Raw genomic sequence first — 21,484 nt, 5'->3', positions numbered from 1 at the left:
GTCACCGCTGACCTCGGGCTTCCACGGCGTCACACCAGGGCATAACGGCTCTACGGCATGTGTGCCCACGAGGGCATGGCGGAAGCACCACAGCATGCGTGCACGGAGGGAGCGGCCGTGACCGAGCCGCACGAAGGCGACATCCCGGACGGCCTCAGCGCAGCGGAGCTGGGCATGTGGCAGTCCTTCCGCAACGGGACCACCTACGACTTACGCACCTACGACACGGCCCGCAACGACCCGTTCACCCCGCAGACGTGGGGGCCCGAGCGGAGCGTCGGCGCGCGCACGGTGGCGCGGCTGCTGCTGGCCGGGCCGCCGGCCCGGCCCGGCCGGGTGGCGGCGCTGAAGCTCCGGGGGGTGCGGATCACCGGGAAGCTGGATCTGGCGGGCGGGCGGGTCTCCCCGTACGTGGAGCTGACCGGCTGCCGTTTCGAGCAGGAGGTGGTGCTGCCGGAGTGCCACTTCACGACGTTGCGGCTGGTGGGCTGCGCGCTGCCCCGGCTGGAGGCCGCGCGGCTGCAGACCGAGGGCGATCTGCATCTGCCGCGCTGCCGGGTCGACCGGGGCATCCGGCTGACCGACGCCCAGATCGGCACGGATCTCCTGATCAACCAGCTCAGCGTCGGCCCGGACCGGCACGGGCGGGCCGTCGTCGGGGACGGCATGACGGTCGCGCAGGACCTCCAGGCCGAGATGATCGAGACGCTGGGCGAGCTGAGCCTGCGCGGGGCGAAGGTGGGCGGTTCGCTGAGCCTGCGCGGCAGCCGGCTGCGCGCGGCGGAGGACCGGCGCGCGCTGAACGCCCCGCAGCTGACGGTGGAGCGCACGCTCTACATGACCGAGGCGTGGGTGAGCGTCGACACGGGGAACCAGGGCACCACTCCCCCGTACGGCGTGGTCTACGCCCCGACCCCGGCGCGCGGCACCCGCTCGCAGATCTTCGAGAGCAAGGGCGGGGTGCGGCTGGACGACGGGCGTTTCGGGGACGCGGTGGACCTGCACAAGGCCCGGTTCACGATGACCCGCCAGGAGGAGCTGTCGCTGCGCCGGATCGTCACGCCGGAGCTGCGGTTCAACGCGGAGCGCCCGGAAGAGGGGCGGGTCGTGCTGAACGGCGCGAAGGTGGTGACGCTGATCGACCTGTCGACGAGCTGGCCGGGCCCCGGGGGCCTGGCGATGGGCGGCTTCGTCTACGAGAACCTCGTCCCCTACGGCCACTTCCCGCTCTCCCGGCGGCTGGAGTGGGTGCAGGCCGCGACCCCGGAGTACGTCCCCGAGCCGTACGAGCGCCTGGCCGCGGTGATGCGCAGCTGCGGGGAGGACGCGGACGCGCGCGAGGTGCTGCTCGCCAAGCAGCGCCGCCGCCGCGAGACGCTGCCGCCCGCCGCGAAGGCCTGGGGGTACCTCCAGGACTGGACGGTGGCGTACGGCTACCGGCCGGGGCGGGCCGCGGTGTGGATGGCGGTGCTGTGGGCGGCGGGTACGGCGGCGTTCGCGCAGCACGCCCCGCCGTCGGTCAAGGGCGACGAGCATCCCCAGTGGAACCCCGCCCTGTACGCGCTGGATCTGCTGATCCCGGTGATCAACCTCGGGCAGGACGGCTACTGGCGGATGGAGGACGCCTGGCAGTGGGCCGCGGCCGGCCTGGTGCTGGTGGGGTGGGTTCTGGCCACCACGGTGGCGGCGGGCGCCTCGCGGATGCTGCGCCGGGGCTGACCGGGGCGACGGGACGGACGGGGGCGGAGGCCGTACGGGGACGGAGGCGCAAGCCGCCACCGTGCGGTACCGGCGGTCGGAGGCCGGGCCCCTTCCGTCGCCGGGCTCGGTGACCACAGGGACGGATGGGGCTCCCGAGTGGTCGCAATCAAGCCAGCTGCGAGCCTTTCCTTTGCCCTTTCTTGACCGAGCCCGATACAACCCCTCCACTCGGCACAGAAGCTTCACAGCTCGCCTCTGGCGCGCTCCTCACCAGCGCTTTTCAATGGTCTGCACCATGGCTTTCCTTCGCGCTCTGCTCAGTACCGCGCGCATGGTCCGGCACAGCCCGCCGCTGTCCGCCGGCCTGTCCGCGGATGACGCGGTGCTGCTCGACGCCCCCGACGAGCGGCTCTCCCCCGCGCTGGTCGCCGCTGCGCTGGGCGACCACGGGCCGGCCGCCAAGCTGCTCGCCGCCACTCGGGACGCCGCCGACTGGGAGAACCGGGACCGCTATCTCGGCCGGCTCGTCGCCTTCGCCCGCGGGCGGGACGACTGGCTCGTCGACTGGCTGGCCGCCGCCCCCCGCGACCCGGACGCGCTGCTGGTCAAGGCGGAGCTGTCGGTCCGCCGGGCCTGGGAGTCGCCCGCCCGCGCGGAGCACCTCCGCGAGGTCGGCCCGCTGATCACCGCGGCCGCCGACGCGGACCCGCGCGACCCCGTGCCGTGGCGTCTCGCCCTGGACCACGCGCGCGGCACCCACGCCACGCACACCGCCTTCGAGTCGCTGTGGGAGCAGGCCGTACGGCGCTCCGCGCACCACTACGGCTGCCATGTGGCGGCGCTGCGCTACCTCTCCGCCGCCTGGTACGGCTCGCACCGCGAGTGCTTCGACTTCGCCGAGCAGGCCGCCGCGGACGCGCTGCCCGACTCCCTGGTGCAGGCCCTGCCCGTCCGGGCGGCCTTCGCGCTGCTCCTGGACACCCAGGCGGCGGGCCGGACCACCTCGGTGCTGGAGGAGCGGATCGACGCGGCGGCGGACCTGGCGATCACGTTCTCGGCCGCCCACCGGCCCGGTGATCCCTGGCCGGCCGAGGTCCGCAACCTCCTCGCGTACGTCCTGCTCGCCCGGGGCCGCTGGGCGGAGGCGCTGCACCAGTTCCAGCTGATCGGGCTGCACGCGACGTCGTTCCCGTGGTCGTCGGTGTCCGAGGACGCGCTCGGCAGGTTCCTGGACGCGCGGGACGGCGCACGCCTCCAGGTGGCCTCCCTGACCCCGCTGCGCGGCCGGGCCGGTCACGGCCGCCCCAGGGGCCATTACGCTTGAGCGTTGTGACCACCGCCCGCCTTCCCCTTTTCCCGCTCAACGCGGTGCTGTTCCCCGGCCTGGTGCTGCCGCTCAACGTCTTCGAAGAGCGATATCGCGCCATGATGCGGGAGCTGCTGAAGAGCGACGAGGACGAACCTCGCCGCTTCGTCGTGGTGGCGATCCGCGACGGCCGCGAGATCGCCCCGACGGCCACCGGCATGCCGGACCCGGCGGCCGCGCCCCCCGAGCGCGCTCCGGCGGACGGCTTCGGCCCCGATCCGATCCAGACCTTCCACCGGGTCGGCTGCATCGCCGACGCGGCGACGATCCGCGAGCGCCCCGACGGCAGCTTCGAGGTCCTGGCCACCGGCACCACCCGGGTCAGGCTGCTGTCCGTCGCGGCGGACGGCCCGTATCTGACCGCCGAGGTCGAGGACCTGACCGAGGAGCCGCCCGCCGGGGACGAGGCCGACGAGGCCGGAGCCCTGGCCGAGGGCGTCCTGCGGGCCTTCCGCTCGTACCAGAAGCGGCTGGCGGGGGCGAGCGAACGCTCGCTCGCGACCGGCGCCGACCTCCCCGACGACCCGTCCGTGATCTCCTACCTGGTCGCGGCGGCCACGGTCCTGGACGTCCCCACCCGACAGCGCCTGCTCCAGGCCCCGGACACCGCGACCCGGCTGCGCGAGGAGCTGACCCTGCTGCGCAAGGAGACGGCGGTCATCCGCCATCTGCCCTCGCTGCCCGCGACGGACCTGACGCGGGCTCCCACCCACCCCAACTGACGAGGACCGGCCCCCGTTGGCGAAGAAGCCCAGGAAACAACAGCAGGGCGGTACCCCCGCCACGGTCGCCCTGACCGCGGCGGGCGCCGCGTTCACGGTCCACGCCTACGACCACGACCCGGCGTCCCCGTCCTACGGCGAGGAGGCCGCCGAAGCCCTGGGCGTCTCCCCCGACCGGGTCTTCAAGACCCTGGTGGCGGAGGTGGACGGCGCCCTCACGGTCGCGGTGGTCCCGGTGGCCGGTTCCCTGGACCTCAAGGCCCTGGCAGCGGCGGTGGGCGGCAAGCGCGCCACGATGGCGGACCCGGCGGCGGCGGAACGCACGACGGGCTACGTCCGGGGCGGCATCTCCCCACTGGGCCAGCGCAAGCGCCTGCGCACGGTGCTGGACGCGTCGGCGCGGACGCACCCCACGATCTGCGTCTCGGCGGGACGCCGGGGCCTGGAGGTCGAACTGTCGGCGACGGATCTCGCGGAGCTGACGGGGGCCACGTTCGCGGAGATCGCACGGGGCGGCTGAGCCCCGCCGGGGGGAGCGGAGCCCCGAACCCCGAGCCCGGCCCGCCCGGCGCCCGAGGAGCGGAGTCCGGGGTGGAGCGCCCTGTCCCGGCAAGGCGCGGGCCGGGGAAGAGACCCGCCGCGGGTGCCCCTGCGACAACCGGCGTGCCCTCAGGGCAGGTCCCGGCCCGGCCCGGCACCCCCCGCGGGCGGCGACGACGGAGCCCCGGACGCCGGACCCGCCAGGGGCCCCTGCACCGGCCCGTCGTGGTACCCCGCGTACCCCGGCCAGTCCGGCTCCGGGTCCCGCGGCCCGAACGCCGCCGTCAGCAGCAGGTGGATCCCCATCGCCGCGAACGGCCACGCCAGCACCGCCACCCACACCGTGTGCAGCTCCAGCGGGGCGTCGAACGTCACGCCCTGCCCGGCCTCCCGGGCCCGCGCCACCACGTCGGAGGACGGCCCCAGCCAGACGCCGACCCGCCACGCGATCAGCGAGGCGAGCAGCGCGCCCAGTGCCAGGCCGACGACCACGAACACGCCCCCGCGGCGCAGCCGCCAGAAGACGAGGGCCGCCGAGACCATGCCGAAGCCGAGGGCCAGCAGGACGAAGGTGCCCTCCGCGCCGATCGCCTCCTCGCCCTCGCTGTTCTCGAGGAAGACCGCCGTGTCGTCGGAGACCAGGGGAACGCGCGGCGCGAGCCACAGCCACAGCAGCCCGAGGGCGATGCCCGAGACCGCGACCAGGACGGCGACGACAGCGGCCTGCCGGAGTTCGGTGGCCGTGTCCGGGTCGTCCGGGGAGGACGCGAGGCGGGAGCCCGAGGGCGGGGCCTGCCAGGGGTCGTGGGGGCCGGGCTGGTGAGGCGGCGTCAGAGGTGCGGTCACCGTGCCATCGTGCCAGGCCACCCTGTGCGGCGCCTCACCGGATACCGCACCCGGGGCGTGGACGGCCGGCCGGACACGGCCGAGGGAGCCCGGCCGCGCGCGGACGCGGGCGGCGGGAGGGAGCGGAGGGACGACCGAGCGGTGCCGTGCGGCGGCCTACCGGACGGCGGCCCGCCGGTACGCCCACGTCGCCACGGCCAGCGAGAGCACCCCCACCGCCGCGCAGACCGCGAGGAAGAAGGCGATGACCCCCCAGTCCGGGCGGGCGTCGAAGGACCGGGCCAGCGCCTCGACCCCGTACGTCGAGGGCAGCAGGTCGCGCGCCCACCCCACCGGCTCCGGGAGCCGCTCGGCGGGCAGGACCCCGAGGAGCAGGGCGGCGGACATGCCCAGCTGGCCCAGCAGGGTCGCCAGCTCCGGACGCGGGGCCAGCAGCCCGAGGGCCGCGCCGAGTCCGGCCAGGGCGGCGCCGGAGAGCGGGACGACGGCGGCCAGCACCCACAGGTGCGTCATCGGCAGCTGGAACAGCACGCTTCCGGTGATCGCGGTGAAGACCGTGCCGGGCACCGTGAACGAGGCGTACGCGGCGGCCGCCCCGAGCACCACCGCGGCGGGCGGCACGGGCAGGGTGGCGTAGTGGTCGAGCCCGCCGCCGGCCCGCAGCTGGCCGAAGTACTGGGCGAGGAGGTTGAGCGCGACGAACGCGACGACCAGGACGCTGGACCCCGCGACCACCGCACGGGCCTCCGCGCCGCCGTCCACGACGCCCCGCATCAGGATCATGATCCCGACGGACTGGAAGGTCGCCACGAAGAGCAGCGGAATCCGGGCGACGCGGGCCCGGGAGAGCTGGGCGCGGTAGACCGCCGCCAGGGAGGGCAGCAGCCGGGCGCGCGGAGCGAGGGGCGCCGCGACGGTGCGGGCGGGACCGGTGCCCGAGGTGCCGGGCGCGGGCCGGGTGCGCGTCGCCGCGGTCCCGGCCGGAATGATGCTCGTCACCTGAGGCCGCTCCCCTTAGACACGTCCAGCACGTCAAACCCGTTCCACACACCCCGTACACCGCGTACGGGGAACCCGTCCGGCACGTCCGGCCGGTTCCCTCCGGCGCGTACGTCCACCGCGCCCCGCGCGTTCACGTCCTCCGCGGCACGTACGCCTCTCACGCCTTCACCAGCCCCTCGGTCGCGGCGCCGGCGTCGCCCCCGAGCGCGAGGTAGACATCTTCCAGGCTGGGGGTGGCCAGGGTGAAATCGTCGAGGGCGGCGAAGGCCGCGCCGCCCGTCACCGCGGCGACCGCGGCCCGTGCCTCGTCCGGCCCGAGCCGCAGCACCCAGCGCCGGCCGGACTCCTGGGCGGACGCCCGCAGCGCCGCCACCTCGGGGACGTCCAGCGGGGCCCGCTCGCGCCAGACCAGCTCGACGCGGACCTCCCCGGCGACCCGTTCCTTGAGTCCGGCGGGAGTGTCGCAGGCGATGACCCGGCCGCGTTCGAGGACGGCGACCCGGTCGAGGACGGTCTCGGCCTCGATGACGTTGTGGGTGACGAGCAGGACCGTGGCCCCGCGTTCCGCCCGGCGGCGGTCGACGGCGGCCCAGACGGCGCGGCGGGCGACCGGGTCCATGCCGGTGGTCGGTTCGTCGAGCACCAGGACGGGCCGGTCGCCGACCAGGGCGGTGGCGAAACAGGCGAGGCGGCGTTGACCGCCGGAGAGCTTCTTCAGGGGCCGCCCGGCGATCAGGGTGAGGCCCAGCTCCTCCAGGACGGCGTCGCGCTCGGCGCGGGCCTCCCGGACCGGGAGGCCGCGCAGCCGGCCGGTGGTCTCGGCGGCGAGGGAGACGGTCAGTTCGTCGAGGGCGGTGGACTCCTGCCCGAGGTAGCCGATCAGCCGGGAGGCCCGCTCGGGGTGGCGTACGAGATCGTGGCCCAGCACCTCGACACTGCCGGAGTCGGGCCGCATCAGCCCGGTGAGCTGGCGGACCAGGGTCGACTTGCCCGCGCCGTTGGGGCCGAGCAGCCCGAAGATCTCGCCGCGCTCGACGTCCAGGCTGATGGCGTCCGTGGCACGGACCTCGGGAGCCGCGGGTGCGCCTCGGCGGCCCCGGGTCGCGGGGTAGGTCTTGACCAGATCGCGCACCGCGCACACGGTGCCGGTGTCCCGCTGCGCCTGTGCTGTGCCCGTACTCACGAGGTACGAGGGTACGGGGTCACATGCCCCGGTTCGCGCCCGGGGCCGTCCCGCGTCGCCGCCCGGACGGCGGGCGGCTCCCTCTCCTACTCCCCCGCCGGTACGTGCTCGGCGGCGGCGCGTACGTCGATCTCCCGCCAGAAGCCGGCCCGGATCGCGTAGCGGTCGTGCTCGTCGATCTGGTCGTCCTTGTGCGCGAGGAGTCCGAAGCGGGCCGCGTACCGCAGGAGTTCGCCGTCGATCCGGTGCGGGATGCGCGGGTAGAGGGTGGAGAGTCTTTGCAGGTGGACGGCTTCCGGGAGGCGCTCCATCCAGCGGCGGGCGAAGACCTGGCCCACCTCGAAGGGGTCGCCGCCGACGGTGGTGATGTCCTCCTCCCGGTCGGCCCAGCGCTGTTCGGCGCTGGTGACCTGGGCGAGGGTCGGCAGGGACGCGGTCTCGGCCGGCTCGCCGAGGGGGCCGCCACGCTCCACCCACCCCTTGTCGGAGGACCAGCGCAGCGTGGCGCCCGCGGGCTGGGCCGGCTGCTGGCGGTCCGGGTGGGAGGCGTGGGCGCGCAGCGCGGCCAGGTCCTTGGGGGTCGGCACGCCTTTGTGGGCGGCGGGCGCTTCGGTGGCGGCGGGCGCGCTCTCGGCGGGCTCCGCCGAACGCGCCTCCGAAGCGGCACGGGCCGCTTCGGAGGCGCGTTCGGCGGAGGCGGCGAGGGCGGCCTCGGGCAGCGGTGCGGAGAGGATCGCGGCGATCTCGGGCCGGGTGGCGGGCTGCGGGGCGCAGGCGCCGCCGAGGTCCTTGGCGCGTACGGCCTTGGTGATCCAGGCACGGTCGAGGACGCGCCGTTCGTCGGCCTCGGCGACGAGGTCCTCGGACTGGTTGTAGTCGCCGTCGGCGGCCTGCACGGCCCAGAGGTGGACGGCGACCCCGTGTTCCTTGGCGGACATCAGGCCGGGCAGCAGATCGCCGTCGCCGGTCACCAGGACCACGTCGGAGCAGGCCCGGTTCCTGGCGAGTTCGGTGAGCTCGGCGTGCATGGCGGCGTCGACGCCCTTCTGGGCCCAGCGTCCGTCGCTGCGGGTCAGGGCGCCCAGCCGTACGGTCACGCGGGGCATCACACGGAGCCGGCGGTGCTCGGGCTGGGGCACCCGGTCGGGGGCGCCGTCGAACCAGTAGATGCGCAGCAGGGGCTGCTGGGTGTCGGCCTCGGCCCGCTCCCGCAGGCCCTGGATGAGGGCGGTGTGGTCGACGGTGATGCGGGAACGGGCGGGCTCTCCGGCCAGCAGACTCGCGGCTGCGCCCAGCAAGTAGCCGGCGTCCACCAGGACGACGCAACGGTCCACGCGTTCCACCCTCTTCCAGAACTGGGGAACGGTTCAGCGGCCCGTTCCTCGATGGCCGGGTCCGCCTTCCCAGGGTTTTCTTCGAGTCTGCCCGACCACGCGGGGGTTAACGGCCGGAACTGGATCATCGGCGTGGCGGATCCGGAAAGGAGGCGGAAAAGGAAGGGAGGAGCGGGCGCGGGAGGACGCCACTGCGGTAACCGCTACGCACGGTAATGATCCAACATGCGGTGTTTGCGGCGTCGTGTGAGTCTGACAGCGGTCCTGGCCCCACCAGGATTCCCCACAGGAGGCATTCACCATGGCCAAGAACAAGAACCGCAAGCAGGGCAGCCAGCACGACCGCGCGTCCGCGTCGGAGCGTAGCGCGGAGCAGGCCAAGTCGACGGCGTTCGAGTCCCAGAACCAGGCGCAGGCGCAGGCCCAGGGCAGCCCGTCCGACGTGGCGCGCAAGCACCAGCGACGCTTCGGCCACAACTGACCCGTCGGCCGCTCGCGGTGGTGACAGGCGTTCGAGAACGGCGAGAGGGGCGTCCCGCACCGGCGGGGCGCCCCTCTCGTCGTCGTGCGGGTGATCCGCCCGGGGCTCAGCCGGCCAGGCAGGACGGGCCGAGCAGGACCTTCAGGTCGCCGAAGAGCGCCGGATCGGGCTTGACCCGGTGGCGGTCGAGACGGAGCACGGTGGTCTTGCGGGGGCCCTGGAGCCTGATGCGCACCTCGGTGTCGCCCCGGTGGTGGCTGAGGACCTCGCCGAGCCGGGTGACCATGGGCGGGGTGATCTTCACGGTGGGGATGGTGAGGACCACGGGCGCGTTGGTCCCGGCGTTGGAGATGTCGGGGACCTGCATCTCCATGGCGACCAGCCGGGGCACGTCCTCGCGCTTGTCGAGGCGTCCCTTGACGAAGACGACGGTGTCCTCGACGAGCTGGGTGGAGACGAGCTGGTAGGTGGCGGGGAAGAACATGCACTCGATGGAGCCCGCCAGGTCCTCCACGGTGGCGATGGCCCAGGCGTTGCCCTGCTTGGTCATCTTGCGCTGGAGGCCGGAGATGATGCCGCCGACCGTGACGACGGAGCCGTCGCTGTAGTCCCCGCCGGTGAGCTGGGAGATGGCGGCGTCGGCCTTGTCGGACAGCACGTGTTCCAGGCCGAAGAGCGGGTGGTCGGAGACGTACAGGCCGAGCATCTCCCGCTCCTGGGCGAGCAGGTAGGCCTTCTCCCACTCGACGTCGGAGAACTCCACGTCCAGGCCGAAGCCGGGCTCGCTGCTCTCCTCCTCGCCCATGCCGCCGAAGAGGTCGAACTGTCCCTCGGCCTCCTTGCGCTTGACCTGGACCACGTTGTCGATCATCGGCTCGTGGTGGGCGACGAGACCCTTGCGGGTGTGGCCCATCTCGTCGAAGGCGCCGGCCTTGATGAGCGATTCGACGGTGCGCTTGTTGCAGACGACCGCCTCGACCTTGTCCAGGAAGTCGGGGAAGGTGCTGAACTTCCCCTTCGCCTTGCGGGACCGGATGATCGAGTCGACGACGTTCTGGCCGACGTTGCGGACGGCGGTCAGGCCGAAGAGGATCACGTCGTCGCCCTGGGCTGCGAAGTTGGACAGCGACTCGTTGACGTTGGGCGGGAGCACCTTGATGCCCATGCGGCGGCACTCGTTGAGGTAGACCGCGGACTTGTCCTTGTCGTCCTTGACCGAGGTCAGCAGGGCGGCCATGTACTCGGCGGGGTAGTTCGCCTTGAGGTAGGCGGTCCAGTAGGTGACCAGGCCGTACGCGGAGGAGTGCGCCTTGTTGAACGCGTATCCGGCGAACGGCACCAGGACGTCCCACAGCGCCTTGATCGCCGCGTCGGAGAAGCCCTTGTCCTTGGCGCCCTTCTCGAAGAGGACGAAGTTCTTCGCCAGTTCCTCGGGCTTCTTCTTGCCCATCACGCGGCGCAGGATGTCGGCTTCGCCGAGCGAGTACCCGGCGACGATCTGGGCGGCCTTCTGGACCTGCTCCTGGTAGACGATCAGGCCGTAGGTGAGGCCGAGGACCTCCTTGAGGGGCTCCTCCAGCTCCGGGTGGATCGGGGTGATCTCCTGGCGGCCGTTCTTGCGCTCCGCGTAGTTCGTGTGCGAGTTCATGCCCATCGGGCCCGGCCGGTAGAGGGCCGAGACGGCGGAGATGTCCTCGAAGTTGTCGGGCTGCATCTGGCGGAGCAGGGAGCGCATGGGCCCGCCGTCGAACTGGAAGACGCCGAGCGTGTCACCGCGGCAGAGCAGTTCGTAGGTCTTGGGGTCGTCCAGCGGCAGCGAGAGCATCTCCAGGTCGATGCCCTTGTTGGACTTCACCATCTTGATGGCGTCGTCCATGATCGTCAGGTTGCGCAGGCCGAGGAAGTCCATCTTCAGCAGGCCGAGCGACTCGCACTGCGGGTAGTCCCACTGGGTGATGGTGACGCCGTCGGTGTGCCGGACCCAGACGGGGGCGTGGTCGACGATCGGCTCGCTGGACATGATGACGCCGGCGGCGTGCACGCCCATCTGCCGCACCAGGCCCTCGACGCCCTTGGCGGTGTCGATGACCTTCTTGACGTCCGGCTCGCTCTCGTACATCCCCCGGATCTCGCCCGCCTCGCTGTAGCGCGGGTGCTTGGGGTCGGTGATGCCGTTGAGGTCGATGCCCTTGCCGAGGACGTCGGCGGGCATGGCCTTGGTGAGCCGGTCGCCCATCGCGTACGGGTAGCCCAGGACGCGCGCGGAGTCCTTGATGGCGTTCTTCGCCTTGATCTTGCCGTACGTGCCGATCATGGCGACCTTGTCGGCGCCGTACTTCTCGGTGACGTACCGGATCACCTCGACGCGCCGGCGCTCGTCGAAGTCGATGTCGACATCGGGCATGGAGACGCGCTCGGGGTTGAGGAACCGCTCGAAGATCAGCCCGTGCTCGATCGGGTCGAGGTCGGTGATGCCCATGGCGTACGCCACGATCGAACCGGCGGCGGAGCCTCGGCCGGGGCCGACCGCGATGCCGTTGTTCTTGGCCCACATGATGAAGTCGGCGACGACCAGGAAGTACCCCGGGAACCCCATCTGGATGATGATGTCCATCTCGTACTCGACCTGCTTCTGCCGGTCGTCGGGGACCCCGTTCGGGAAGCGGCGGGCCATGCCGGTCCGGACCTCCTCCTGGAACCAGGTGATCTCCGTGAAGCCCTCGGGGATCTCGAACTTCGGCATGAGGTTCTTCGCCTCGAACATGCCGGTGGTGTCGATCTGCTGGGCTACCAGGAGGGTGTTGCGGCACCCCTCCTGCCAGGCGTCGGAGGAGTCGACGGCGTACATCTCGTCCGTCGTCTTGAGGTAGTAGCCGGTGCCGTCGAAGCGGAAGCGGTCGGGGTCCGAGAGGTTCTTGCCGGTCTGGATGCAGAGCAGGGCGTCGTGGGCGGTGGCCTCGTGCGCGTACGTGTAGTGGGAGTCGTTGGTGACGAGCGGCGGGATGTCCAGCTTCCTGCCGATCTCCAGCAGCCCGTCGCGGACCCGGCGCTCGATCTCGATGCCGTGGTCCATCAGCTCCAGGAAGTACCGGCCCTCGCCGAAGATGTCCTTGTAGTCGGAGGCCGCCTGCACCGCCTCGTCGAACTGGCCGAGCCGCAGCCGGGTCTGCACCTCGCCCGAGGGGCAGCCGGTGGACGCGATGAGCCCCTCGGACCACTGGGAGATGGTCTCCTTGTCCATCCGGGGCCACTTCTGGAGCCAGCCCTCGGCGTACGCGTCGGAGGAGAGCCGGAAGAGGTTGTGCAGCCCCGTCTTGTTGGACGCCCAGATGGTCTTGTGGGTGTAGCCACCGGAACCGGACACGTCGTCGCGCTTCTGGTGCGGCTGCCCCCACTGCACCTTGCGCTTGTGCTTGCGCGACTCGGGGGCGACGTACGCCTCGATGCCGATGATCGGGGTGACGTCCGCCTTCTTCGCCGAGTGGAAGAAGTCGTAGGCCCCGTGGAGGTTGCCGTGGTCGGTCATCGCGATGTGCGTCATGCCCATCTCGTTGGCCGCCTCGAACATGTCCTTGAGCCGCGCCGCACCGTCCAGCAGCGAGTACTGGGTGTGCACGTGCAGGTGCGTGAAGGGCGGCTTGGTCACGGCGTCGGGCCTCCGGGAAGTCGGGCGATGACGGACGGGGGGACAGCGTGGAAGTCTACGACGTGACCGAGTCGAACGACGGGCACTCCCGGCTCCGGCCGAGCGTTGGAGAAGGCGGAACACCTGTCCGTTTTGTCATGCACTCGGTCACGTGGATCGAGCGTTCGGTCCCGTGGCCCGGCTACCGCAGGAGGCAGTAAGAGATGTCGGAAACGCAGACCGGCGCAGCGCAGCGCGGGAAGCAGATCCTCACCGTTTTCGACACCGCCTTCGGGGAGCTGCTGGCCGCCGATCCGGCCGCCTTCCGGGTCAAGTTCCGCAAGATGGCGGGCTCGGCGTTCGCCTTCTACCGGGGCACGGCGTGCCTGTTCTACAGCGACCTGGAGCGGGAGCGGCACGGCGGCCCGTTCCTGGACGAGCGCACCGGCCGGGTGTGGATCCACGGCGATCTGCACGCGGAGAACTTCGGCACCTACATGGACGCCAACGGCCGCCTCGTCTTCAACGTCAACGACTTCGACGAGGCGTACGTGGGCCCCTTCACCTGGGACCTGAAGCGGTTCGCCGCCTCCGTGGCGCTGATCGGCTACGCGAAGGCGCTCGCCGACGAGCAGATCACCGAGCTGGTCCAGGTCTTCGCCGCGTCCTACCGCGAGCGGATCCGCGCGCTGGCGACGGGCGCGAAGAACGACGAGGTGCCGCCCTTCACCCTGGACACCGCGGACGGTCCGCTGCTGGGCGCGCTGCGCGCCGCCCGCTCGCGCACCCGCTTCTCACTGCTGGACTCGATGACGGAGATCCGGGACTTCGAGCGCCGGTTCGCGGACGGCGGCGGGGCGGTCGACCTGGACGCCGCGACGCGCTACAAGGTCCTCGCCGCGTTCGACGGCTATCTGGAGACACTGCCGGAATCGAGCCTGGCCCGCCCCGACTCCTACCGGGTCAAGGACGTGGTGGGCCGCCGGGGCATCGGTATCGGCTCGGCCGGGCTCCCCTCGTACAACATCCTCCTGGAGGGCAACAGCGACGCCCTGGAGAACGATGTGGTGATCTACCTCAAGCAGGCGCAGACACCGGCGGTCTCCCGGCACATCACGGACGCCGCCGTGCGGGAGTACTTCCAGCACGAGGGGCACCGCACGGTGATCTCGCAGCGGGCGCTCCAGGCGCACGCGGACCCGTGGCTGGGCTGGACCGAGCTGGACGGGGCGGGCCAGCTGGTCGCCGAGGTCTCGCCGTACGCGGTCGACCTGGACTGGTCCGACATCGACGAGATGGACGAGATCGGGGCGGTCGTCGCGGATCTGGGCCGGGCGACGGCCACGATGCACGGGGCGGCGGACGACGAGAGCGGCCACTCGCTGGTGCCGTTCTCCACGGAGCGGGCGATCGACGCGGCCATCGCGGCCGACGAGGAGGGCTTCGCCCCGCTGCTGGTCGATTTCGCCCACAGCTACGGGGCGCGGGCCCGCGCGGACCACCAGATCTTCGTGGACCTCTTCCGCAACGGAAAGATCCCGGGCCTTTAGGGCGTGTCCGGTCCTGATCCGGCGGACACCTCCCGGGCCCGTCGTCGGGCCCGGGAGGCGCCGGGCGAGACTCTCAGCCTCTTTTAAGGTCCGCTTACCTCGGCGCATGACACACTTTCCGGCGATGGACATCTCAGGGACGCAGCTCAGAGTCGCGCGCGCGGCGGTCTTCACCGCGCTCGTCGTGACCCTGTCCACGGCGTCCCATGTGCTGCTCTCCGGGGTACCGCTGCCACTGACCGCGGTGGCCCTGCTGACCGCCGCGGTGTTCGCCGCGGCCTATGCGCTGGCCGGCCGGGAGCGCGGCTTCGGGGCGATCGCGGGGCTGCTGGTCCCGCTGGAGCTGGCCGCCGACACGCTCTTCACCACGGGCCAGAACCTCTGTTACGGGGCGGCAGGCGGCCCGGTCACCGGCCCACTGCGCGCGGTGGGCCTCGACGTCCTGTGCGGCGGCGGTGAGGTCGGCACGGGCGGGGCCCGGATCGCCGGCGTCGGCGCGGTGGGCACCCCGCTGGCCGGTGTGGCCGGTGCGGGCGACCGCGCCGCGGCCCTCCTCGCCCAGCCCGGGCCCGCGGTGCCGTGGCTGCTGCTCGCCGCCCATGTGGCGGTCGGGCTGCTCGCCGCGGCCTGGCTGCGGCGCGGCGAGGCGGCCCTGGCCGGGCTGGTGCGGACGGCGGCCCTGCTGGCGTTCCGGCCGCTGCTCACCGCGGTCGCCGTGGTCCACGCGGGGGTACGGACCGCGGCCCGGCGCTCCCGGCCCGCGGGGCGTCCGCACCCGCCGCTGACCGCCCGTTTCCTCGTGCACTGTGTGGGACGCAGAGGCCCGCCGCTCACCGCGTCCGCCGCTGCCTGAGGGCACGGCGACGCGACGACGGCACCACCGCCCACTCCCCACACACGTACACACGGAGATACCGACATGAGCAAGCGCAACAGCCAGGCGAACAAGGCGGCGGCCCGCGAGCGGCTGCGCGCCGAGCGCGAGCGCCAGGCCAAGAGGGACAAGACCCGCAAGCAGGTCGTCGTGGCGGTCTCGGTCGTCGCCGCCCTCGCCGTGGTCGGCGGCATCAGCTACGGCGTGGCGCAGCTGAACAAGCCGGGCGCCTGGGAGGCGGCCGCCGACGCGAAGAACGTCACCGCGCCGAAGAACACCTCGGGCGAGGACGGCACCACCGTGGTCGTCGGCAAGTCGAGCGCGAAGAAGACCCTGGAGCTGTACGAGGACTCGCGCTGCCCGGTCTGCGCCACGTTCGAGCAGGGGGTCGGCGAGACCGTCTCGAAGGACGTCGAGGACGGCAAGTACAAGGTCCGGTACGTCGGCGCGACCTTCATCGACAACACCGACAACGGCGAGGGCTCCAAGAACGCCCTGAGCGCGCTCGGTGCGGCGCTGGACGTGAGCCCCGAGGCCTTCTTGGAGTACAAGGCCGCGCTGTACTCGGCCGAGTTCCACCCCGAGGAGAGCGACGACAAGTTCGCCGAGGACAGCTATCTGATCGAGGTCGCGGACTCGGTCGACGCGCTGAAGGGGAACAAGGACTTCCAGAAGGACGTCGAGGACGGCACGTTCGACGCCTGGGCGATGAAGATGTCGAAGACCTTCGACGAGAGCGGGGTGCAGGGCACGCCGACGCTGAAGATGGACGACAAGAAGGTCACCGCCGAGGGCAGCGAGAACGCCCCGATGACGGCCGACGAGTTCACCAAGGCCATCGACAAGGCCCTGAAGGGCTAGCGTCTCCCCACCCGGCCCCGGCAGACCGCCGCCGGGCGACGGTTTCCCGACGGGCGGGCGAACTTCCGTTGTTCGCCCGCCCGTTCGCCGTACGCGCCCGTAAGGTGATCGGCCGTGACCACACGACACCTTTCCTCGCCGAGCCGCCGCACGGTCGTCCGGGCCGCCGCCGCGAGCGCCGCCGCCGTCCCCGTGCTCGCCACCGCCACCACCACATCGGCGGCTCCCGCCCCGGCCGCGGGGGCGCCCGCCTTCCTCCACGGCGTCGCCTCCGGTGACCCGCTGCCGGACGGCGTCCTGCTCTGGACGCGGGTCACCCCCGAGCCCGGCGCCGAGCCCGGATCGGGGGCGGGACCGGACACCCCGGTGCGCTGGGAGGTCGCGGAGGACCGGGAGTTCGCACGGATAGCCGCGAACGGCGTCACCGTCGCGTCCGCCGCATCGGACCACACGGTGAAGGCCGACGTCCGCGGGCTGCGCCCGGCCACGGCGTACTACTTCCGCTTCACCGCGGGCGACGGCGTCCGGTCCGCCCTGGGACGCACCCGTACCGCCCCCGCGGCCGACGCCACCACCGCCGGTCTCCGCTTCGGCGTGGTGTCGTGCGCGAACTGGGAGGCGGGCTGGTTCTCCGCGTACCGCCATCTCGCCGCGCGGCCGGACCTGGACGCGGTCCTGCACCTGGGCGACTACCTCTACGAGTACGGCACCGGCGAGTACACCACGCGGGGCACGGCGGTGCGCGAGCACCGGCCCGCCCACGAGATCCTGGACCTGGCCGACTACCGCACCCGGCACGGCCACTACAAGACGGACGACGACCTCCAGGCGCTGCACGCCGCCCACCCGGTGATCGCGATCTGGGACGACCACGAGTTCGCCAACGACGCGTGGTCCGGTGGGGCGCAGAACCACACCCCGGAGACGGAGGGTGCCTGGCGGCAGCGGGTGGCGGCGGCCAAGCAGGCGTACTTCGAGTGGATGCCGGTCCGCGCCTCCACCGAGGGCACCGTCTACCGGCGGCTGCGCTTCGGGCGGCTCGCCGATCTCCATCTGCTGGACCTGCGCAGCTTCCGCTCCGAGCAGGCGTCCGTCGGCAGCGGGAAGGTGGACGACCCGGCGCGCACGATGACCGGGCGGGCCCAGCTGGACTGGCTGAAGGCGGGGCTCGCCGGATCGGACGCCGCCTGGAAGCTGGTGGGGACGTCGGTGATGATCTCCCCGGTCGCCTTCGGGGCGCTCCCCGCCCATCTGCTGGAGCCGCTGGCCGGGCTGCTGGGGCTGCCGAAGGAGGGCCTGGCGGTCAACGTCGACCAGTGGGACGGCTACACCGCCGACCGCAAGGAACTGATCTCCCACCTGCGGGACCGGGCCGTCGCGGACACGGTGTTCCTGACCGGCGACATCCACATGGCCTGGGCCAACGACGTGCCCGTGCGGGCGGCGACCTACCCGCTGTCGCCGTCGGCCGCGACGGAGTTCGTCGTCACGTCGGTGACCTCGGACAACCTCGACGACCTCCTGAGGGTCGCCCCGGGCACCGTGTCGCCCGTCGCGGCGGCGGCCGTGCGGGCGGCCAACCGCCATGTGAAGTGGGTCGACCTGGACTCGCACGGCTACGGCGTCCTGGACGTCACCGCGGAGCACGCGCAGATGGACTACTACGTGCTGTCCGACAAGACCGCCCGGGACGCCACCTCGTCGTGGGCCCGCTCCTACCGCACCCGGCGGGGCACCCAGCGCGTCGAGCGGGCCGACCGCCCGGTGCGCTGACAGGCGCCCCGGGGGCTACAGCGTGGCCAGGAAGCCGAGCGCGACCTTCCAGGTCTGCTCGGCGGCCGCCTGGTCGTAGTCGGGCAGATCGGGGTCGGTGAACAGGTGCCCGGCCCCGGGGTAGCGGTAGATCTCCACGTCCGCACCGGTACGCTGCATCTGGAGGTACCAGCTGTTCAGCCAGTCGTGGGACTCGAAGGGGTCCGGATCCGCGACGTGCAGCTGGACGGGGAGTTCGTCCACCGCGGCGTTCTCGGCGATGTCCGAGGTGCCGTGGAACAGCAGCAGCCCCCGGGCCTTCGCGTCACCGAGCGCAAGGGTCTGGGCGGTCGCCGCGCCGAGGGAGAATCCTGCGTACACGAGGCCCTGGTCGGAGTGGGGCGCCGCGGCGAGCACCGCGCGCTTGAGCAGTTCGTCCTTGCCGGTCTCGTCCTGGTAGGCCATGCCCTCTTCCACCGTGTCGAAGGTGTGCCCCTCGAACAGATCGGGCACGCGCACCTCATGGCCGGCGTCCTTGAGGCGCGCGGCCGCGGCGTGCACGGCGGGCGTGAGCCCGTACGTCGAGTGGAAAAGCATGATGTTCATGGGCCCCATGGTGCCAGTTCGCACCTGCTGAGGGCCGCTCGAAGGCTTGGGAGGACGAGGGAATGGAGAGCGTGCTGCGCCCGCTGATCGTCATCGGCGGTTCCGTGGTGATCACTCTGCTGGTCGGCTGGCTGGTGGACCTGCTGCTGCGGCGGGCCGACAGCCGGCACCACGAAACCCCGCTGTGGGGGCTGCTGCGGCGCTGCCGGCCTCCTTTGCAGGTGGTGGTCATCACGGCGCTGCTGCGCGGCAGCTACCGCGCCACGAAGATCGACTGGGTGCGGGACCACCGGGACGGGATCGGCCAGGTGCTCACCCTGGTGCTGATCGGCGCCTCCGCCTGGCTGGTCGTGCGGATCGCGGCGACGGTCGTGGAGGCGAGCTACGCCCGCTACGCGGCCTCCACCCGCGACCCCGCCCGGGTCCGCCGGGTCCGTACGCAGGTGACGCTCATCCAGCGGGTCGTCATAGCGGTCGTGACGGTCGTCGCCATCGCCGCGATGCTGCTGACGTTCCCGCCGATGCGGGCGGTGGGCACCTCGATGCTCGCCTCGGCCGGTCTGCTCGGCATCGTCGCGGGCGTCGCCGCCCAGTCGACGCTGGGGAACCTGTTCGCGGGGCTCCAGATCGCCTTCGGGGACACGGTCCGGATCGGCGACACCGTGGTGGTGGACGGCGAGTGGGGCACGATCGACGAGATCACCCTGACGTTCCTCGCGGTACGGACGTGGGACGACCGGCGGATCATGATGCCGGTCTCGTACTTCACGAGCAAGCCCTTCGAGAACTGGTCGCGCGGCGGGGCGCAGATGACGGGCACGGTCTACTTCCACCTCGACCACTCCGCTCCCGTCGCGGCGATGCGGAAGAAACTGCGGGACCTCCTCGGGGACATCGCCGCCTGGGACGGCCGGGACTGGTCGCTGGCGGTCACCGACACCACGCCGACCACGATCGAGGTGCGCGCGGTGGTCACGGCGAAGGACGCGGACGACATCTGGACGGCGCGCTGCGCGGTGCGCGAGCAGTTGATCGGCTGGCTGCGCGATCACCATCCGTACGCGCTGCCGCGGGTCGCCACCTCGCCCGCCGCGCTGCCGCCGGGCGAGCAGTGGGCGGATCTGACCGGCGCTGGTCCGACGAGCCGGGTGCGGCGCAACGGTTCCGCGCCGCCCGTCGAGCGGGAGGACTCCAAGGCTCCGCGGACGGGCCGCGGCTGAGCCGCGGCCCCGGCCCGCTCACCGCAGGGAGCGGAAGTCCAGGTACCGCAGCACCCGGTCCACGACCTCCGGGTCGGAGCCGGGTTCGCTGCGCGCGGAGAGCACCTCGTGGCGGGCGGCCGACATCATCTCGCGCTGGACGCGGCCGATCGCCTTGAAGCGTTTCGCCCGCTGGGCGTAGGCCTCCCGCCGCTCCTCGTCGATCATGTCGGGGCTGATCCGGGCGCCGATGTCGTACGCGGCGCGCTGGAGCCGCTCCAGGACCTCCTCGGGGAACTCCTCGACCTCCTGGATCTCCTTGAGCCGGTACTTGGCGGCCTTGGCGGCCCGGATCGCGAGGTCCCGCTCCAGGGCCTCCTCGGCGGCGGTGTCGGCCCCGACGTCCAGCTTGCGCACCAGCCAGGGCAGGGTGAGCCCCTGGAAGACCAGGGTGGCCATGATCACGGCGAACGCGATGAAGATGATCTCCTCGCGGCCGGGGAAGGGCTGTCCGTCGTCGGTCTTCAGGGGGATCGCCAGGGCCAGGGCGACGGAGGCCACTCCGCGCATCCCGGACCACCACATCACGACGGTCTCCCGCCAGCTGGTGGGGATCTCCTCGCTGACGTCCCGGCGGGTGTGCAGCCGCTTGGCGAGCCAGGTGGCGGGCAGCAGCCACAGCAGCCGTACCCCGACGACGACCGCGACGATCGCGAGCCCCCAGCCGACCATCTCCAGGGCGTGCCCGTCGGCGGTGCCGAACACGGTGTGCAGCTCCAGGCCGATCAGCCCGAAGGCGACGCCGGTGACGAGGGTGTCGACGATGTCCCAGAAGGTGCGTCCGGTCAGCCGGCCCAGCACGTCGTCGGCGTCGGCGGTGTGCTCGGCGAGGAACAGCGCGGTCGTCAGGACGGCCAGTACCCCGGAGCCCTCCAGCTCCTCCGCGAGGGCGTAGGCGACGAAGGGCACCAGCAGGGTCAGCCCGACCTGGAGCGTGGCGTCGCCGAGCAGGTTCATCAGCTTGATGGTGAGCCAGCCGATCGCGAGTCCGACGGCGACGGCGACGACGGCGGAGAGGACCAGCAGCCCGAAGGCCTCGGGGAGCGAGAAGGTGCCGCTGACGGCGGCGGCGATGGCCACGTGGTAGAGCACGATGGCGGTCACGTCGTTGAAGAGCCCCTCGCCCTCCAGGATCGACACCAGCCGGCGCGGCAGCCCCACCGAGCCGGCCACGGCCGTCGCCGCGACCGGGTCGGGCGGGGCGACGAGTGCGCCGAGCGCGACGGCGGCGGCGATCGGCAGGCCCGGCACGATGGTGTTGGCGACCGCGGCGACGGCGGCCGTGGTGACGAAGACGAGGGCCACGGCCAGCAGGAAGATCGGCCGTTTGTTGGCGGCGAACTGCCGCCAGGAGGTGCGCTGGACGGTGGCGTAGAGCAGCGGCGGGAGCAGCGCGGGGAGGATGATCTCCGGCGGGATGTCCACGTTCGGGACGAACGGCGCGAACGCCATCGCGATGCCCGCGAGCGTCATCAGCACCGGCGCGGGAAGCCCGAGCCGGTCGCCGAGCGGCACCGTGACCACGGCTCCGAGCAGCAGCAGGAGCAGCAGGGACATCTGTTCCACGGAGGGGCCTTCCGGAGCGTGCGGGTCCGGCAGGTCACGAGCGGCCGAACAGGGCTTCCACCCTGCCACGCGGGCGGCGCGTTTCCGCCGATACCCCCCGGGACCCGGCCGGTGCCCGTTCCCGGCGCCCGGACCGGACGGAGGCCCCGCCACGGCACCCGGGCCGGGTCACCCCCCCCTCCCGGCGCCCAGGCCCGGCGGGTGCCCGTTCCCGGC

At 72.5% G+C, this 21,484-nt stretch carries 17 protein-coding genes; 10 read left to right on the top strand and 7 right to left on the bottom strand.

Annotated features, from left to right (window positions below; genetic code table 11):
• Window positions 1-117: 117 nt before the first annotated feature.
• The 4 genes from KME66_RS26665 to ybaK all read left to right on the top strand — a co-directional run bounded on the left by KME66_RS26665 (window position 118) and on the right by ybaK (window position 4,309).
• On the top strand, window positions 118-1,719 hold the full coding sequence (locus tag KME66_RS26665; RefSeq protein ID WP_216326798.1) for an oxidoreductase: 1,602 nt from the start codon (window positions 118-120) through the stop codon (window positions 1,717-1,719).
• Between the two features lie 265 nt (window positions 1,720-1,984).
• Complete coding sequence (locus KME66_RS26660; RefSeq protein WP_073217769.1) at window positions 1,985-3,025, top strand: hypothetical protein; 1,041 nt, start codon at window positions 1,985-1,987, stop codon at window positions 3,023-3,025.
• Window positions 3,026-3,030: 5 nt separating this feature from the next.
• Window positions 3,031-3,789 (top strand): LON peptidase substrate-binding domain-containing protein, encoded by a 759-nt coding sequence (locus KME66_RS26655; protein ID WP_216326795.1) that lies wholly within the window; start codon window positions 3,031-3,033, stop codon window positions 3,787-3,789.
• Between the two features lie 16 nt (window positions 3,790-3,805).
• Window positions 3,806-4,309: a Cys-tRNA(Pro) deacylase gene (gene ybaK, locus KME66_RS26650; protein WP_073217774.1), complete on the top strand. Its 504-nt coding sequence runs from the start codon at window positions 3,806-3,808 to the stop codon at window positions 4,307-4,309.
• Between the two features lie 149 nt (window positions 4,310-4,458).
• On the opposite strand, the gene KME66_RS26645 is transcribed toward ybaK, so the two are convergent.
• From KME66_RS26645 to KME66_RS26630, 4 genes are all read right to left on the bottom strand, one after another.
• Window positions 4,459-5,196, bottom strand: a complete 738-nt coding sequence (locus tag KME66_RS26645; RefSeq protein ID WP_073217776.1) for an ABC transporter permease — start codon at window positions 5,194-5,196, stop codon at window positions 4,459-4,461.
• Window positions 5,197-5,331: 135 nt separating this feature from the next.
• Window positions 5,332-6,174: an ABC transporter permease gene (locus KME66_RS26640; RefSeq protein WP_073217779.1), complete on the bottom strand. Its 843-nt coding sequence runs from the start codon at window positions 6,172-6,174 to the stop codon at window positions 5,332-5,334.
• Between the two features lie 160 nt (window positions 6,175-6,334).
• The gene (locus KME66_RS26635) at window positions 6,335-7,318 is read right to left on the bottom strand and encodes an ABC transporter ATP-binding protein (RefSeq protein WP_216329642.1); all 984 of its coding nucleotides are present in this window, start codon (window positions 7,316-7,318) and stop codon (window positions 6,335-6,337) included.
• Window positions 7,319-7,446: 128 nt separating this feature from the next.
• Window positions 7,447-8,703, bottom strand: a complete 1,257-nt coding sequence (locus KME66_RS26630) for an NYN domain-containing protein (protein WP_178378937.1) — start codon at window positions 8,701-8,703, stop codon at window positions 7,447-7,449.
• Between the two features lie 292 nt (window positions 8,704-8,995).
• Between KME66_RS26630 and KME66_RS26625 the strand changes: the two genes are divergently transcribed.
• The gene (locus KME66_RS26625) at window positions 8,996-9,175 is read left to right on the top strand and encodes a hypothetical protein (protein ID WP_073217784.1); all 180 of its coding nucleotides are present in this window, start codon (window positions 8,996-8,998) and stop codon (window positions 9,173-9,175) included.
• Between the two features lie 106 nt (window positions 9,176-9,281).
• Here the strand turns inward: KME66_RS26625 and dnaE are convergent, their stop codons facing one another.
• Complete coding sequence (gene dnaE / locus KME66_RS26620) at window positions 9,282-12,821, bottom strand: DNA polymerase III subunit alpha (RefSeq protein WP_073217787.1); 3,540 nt, start codon at window positions 12,819-12,821, stop codon at window positions 9,282-9,284.
• 203 nt (window positions 12,822-13,024) lie between these two features.
• On the opposite strand from dnaE, the gene KME66_RS26615 reads away from it, so the two are divergent.
• From KME66_RS26615 to KME66_RS26600, 4 genes are all read left to right on the top strand, one after another.
• On the top strand, window positions 13,025-14,350 hold the full coding sequence (locus KME66_RS26615; RefSeq protein ID WP_216326791.1) for a DUF2252 domain-containing protein: 1,326 nt from the start codon (window positions 13,025-13,027) through the stop codon (window positions 14,348-14,350).
• Window positions 14,351-14,474: 124 nt separating this feature from the next.
• Window positions 14,475-15,203 (top strand): hypothetical protein, encoded by a 729-nt coding sequence (locus tag KME66_RS26610; RefSeq protein WP_073217795.1) that lies wholly within the window; start codon window positions 14,475-14,477, stop codon window positions 15,201-15,203.
• Between the two features lie 66 nt (window positions 15,204-15,269).
• Window positions 15,270-16,085 (top strand): DsbA family protein, encoded by an 816-nt coding sequence (locus tag KME66_RS26605; protein WP_216326788.1) that lies wholly within the window; start codon window positions 15,270-15,272, stop codon window positions 16,083-16,085.
• A gap of 114 nt (window positions 16,086-16,199) precedes the next feature.
• Window positions 16,200-17,858, top strand: a complete 1,659-nt coding sequence (locus tag KME66_RS26600; RefSeq protein ID WP_216326774.1) for an alkaline phosphatase — start codon at window positions 16,200-16,202, stop codon at window positions 17,856-17,858.
• A 15-nt stretch (window positions 17,859-17,873) separates the two neighbouring features.
• Here KME66_RS26600 and KME66_RS26595 read toward each other — a convergent pair whose 3' ends face one another.
• The gene (locus tag KME66_RS26595; RefSeq protein ID WP_073217808.1) at window positions 17,874-18,452 is read right to left on the bottom strand and encodes a dienelactone hydrolase family protein; all 579 of its coding nucleotides are present in this window, start codon (window positions 18,450-18,452) and stop codon (window positions 17,874-17,876) included.
• Window positions 18,453-18,505: 53 nt separating this feature from the next.
• Between KME66_RS26595 and KME66_RS26590 the strand changes: the two genes are divergently transcribed.
• A complete protein-coding gene (locus KME66_RS26590; RefSeq protein ID WP_216326771.1) occupies window positions 18,506-19,663 on the top strand; it encodes a mechanosensitive ion channel family protein in 1,158 nt (385 codons plus the stop codon).
• An 18-nt stretch (window positions 19,664-19,681) separates the two neighbouring features.
• Here KME66_RS26590 and KME66_RS26585 read toward each other — a convergent pair whose 3' ends face one another.
• Window positions 19,682-21,268, bottom strand: coding sequence for a Na+/H+ antiporter (locus tag KME66_RS26585; protein WP_073217815.1), 1,587 nt, complete (start codon window positions 21,266-21,268; stop codon window positions 19,682-19,684).
• Window positions 21,269-21,484 lie beyond the last annotated feature (216 nt).

It is taken from the genome of Streptomyces sp. YPW6 (assembly GCF_018866325.1).
Classification (GTDB): Bacteria; Actinomycetota; Actinomycetes; order Streptomycetales; family Streptomycetaceae; genus Streptomyces.
This window is presented reverse-complemented; position numbering and strand designations above follow the sequence as displayed.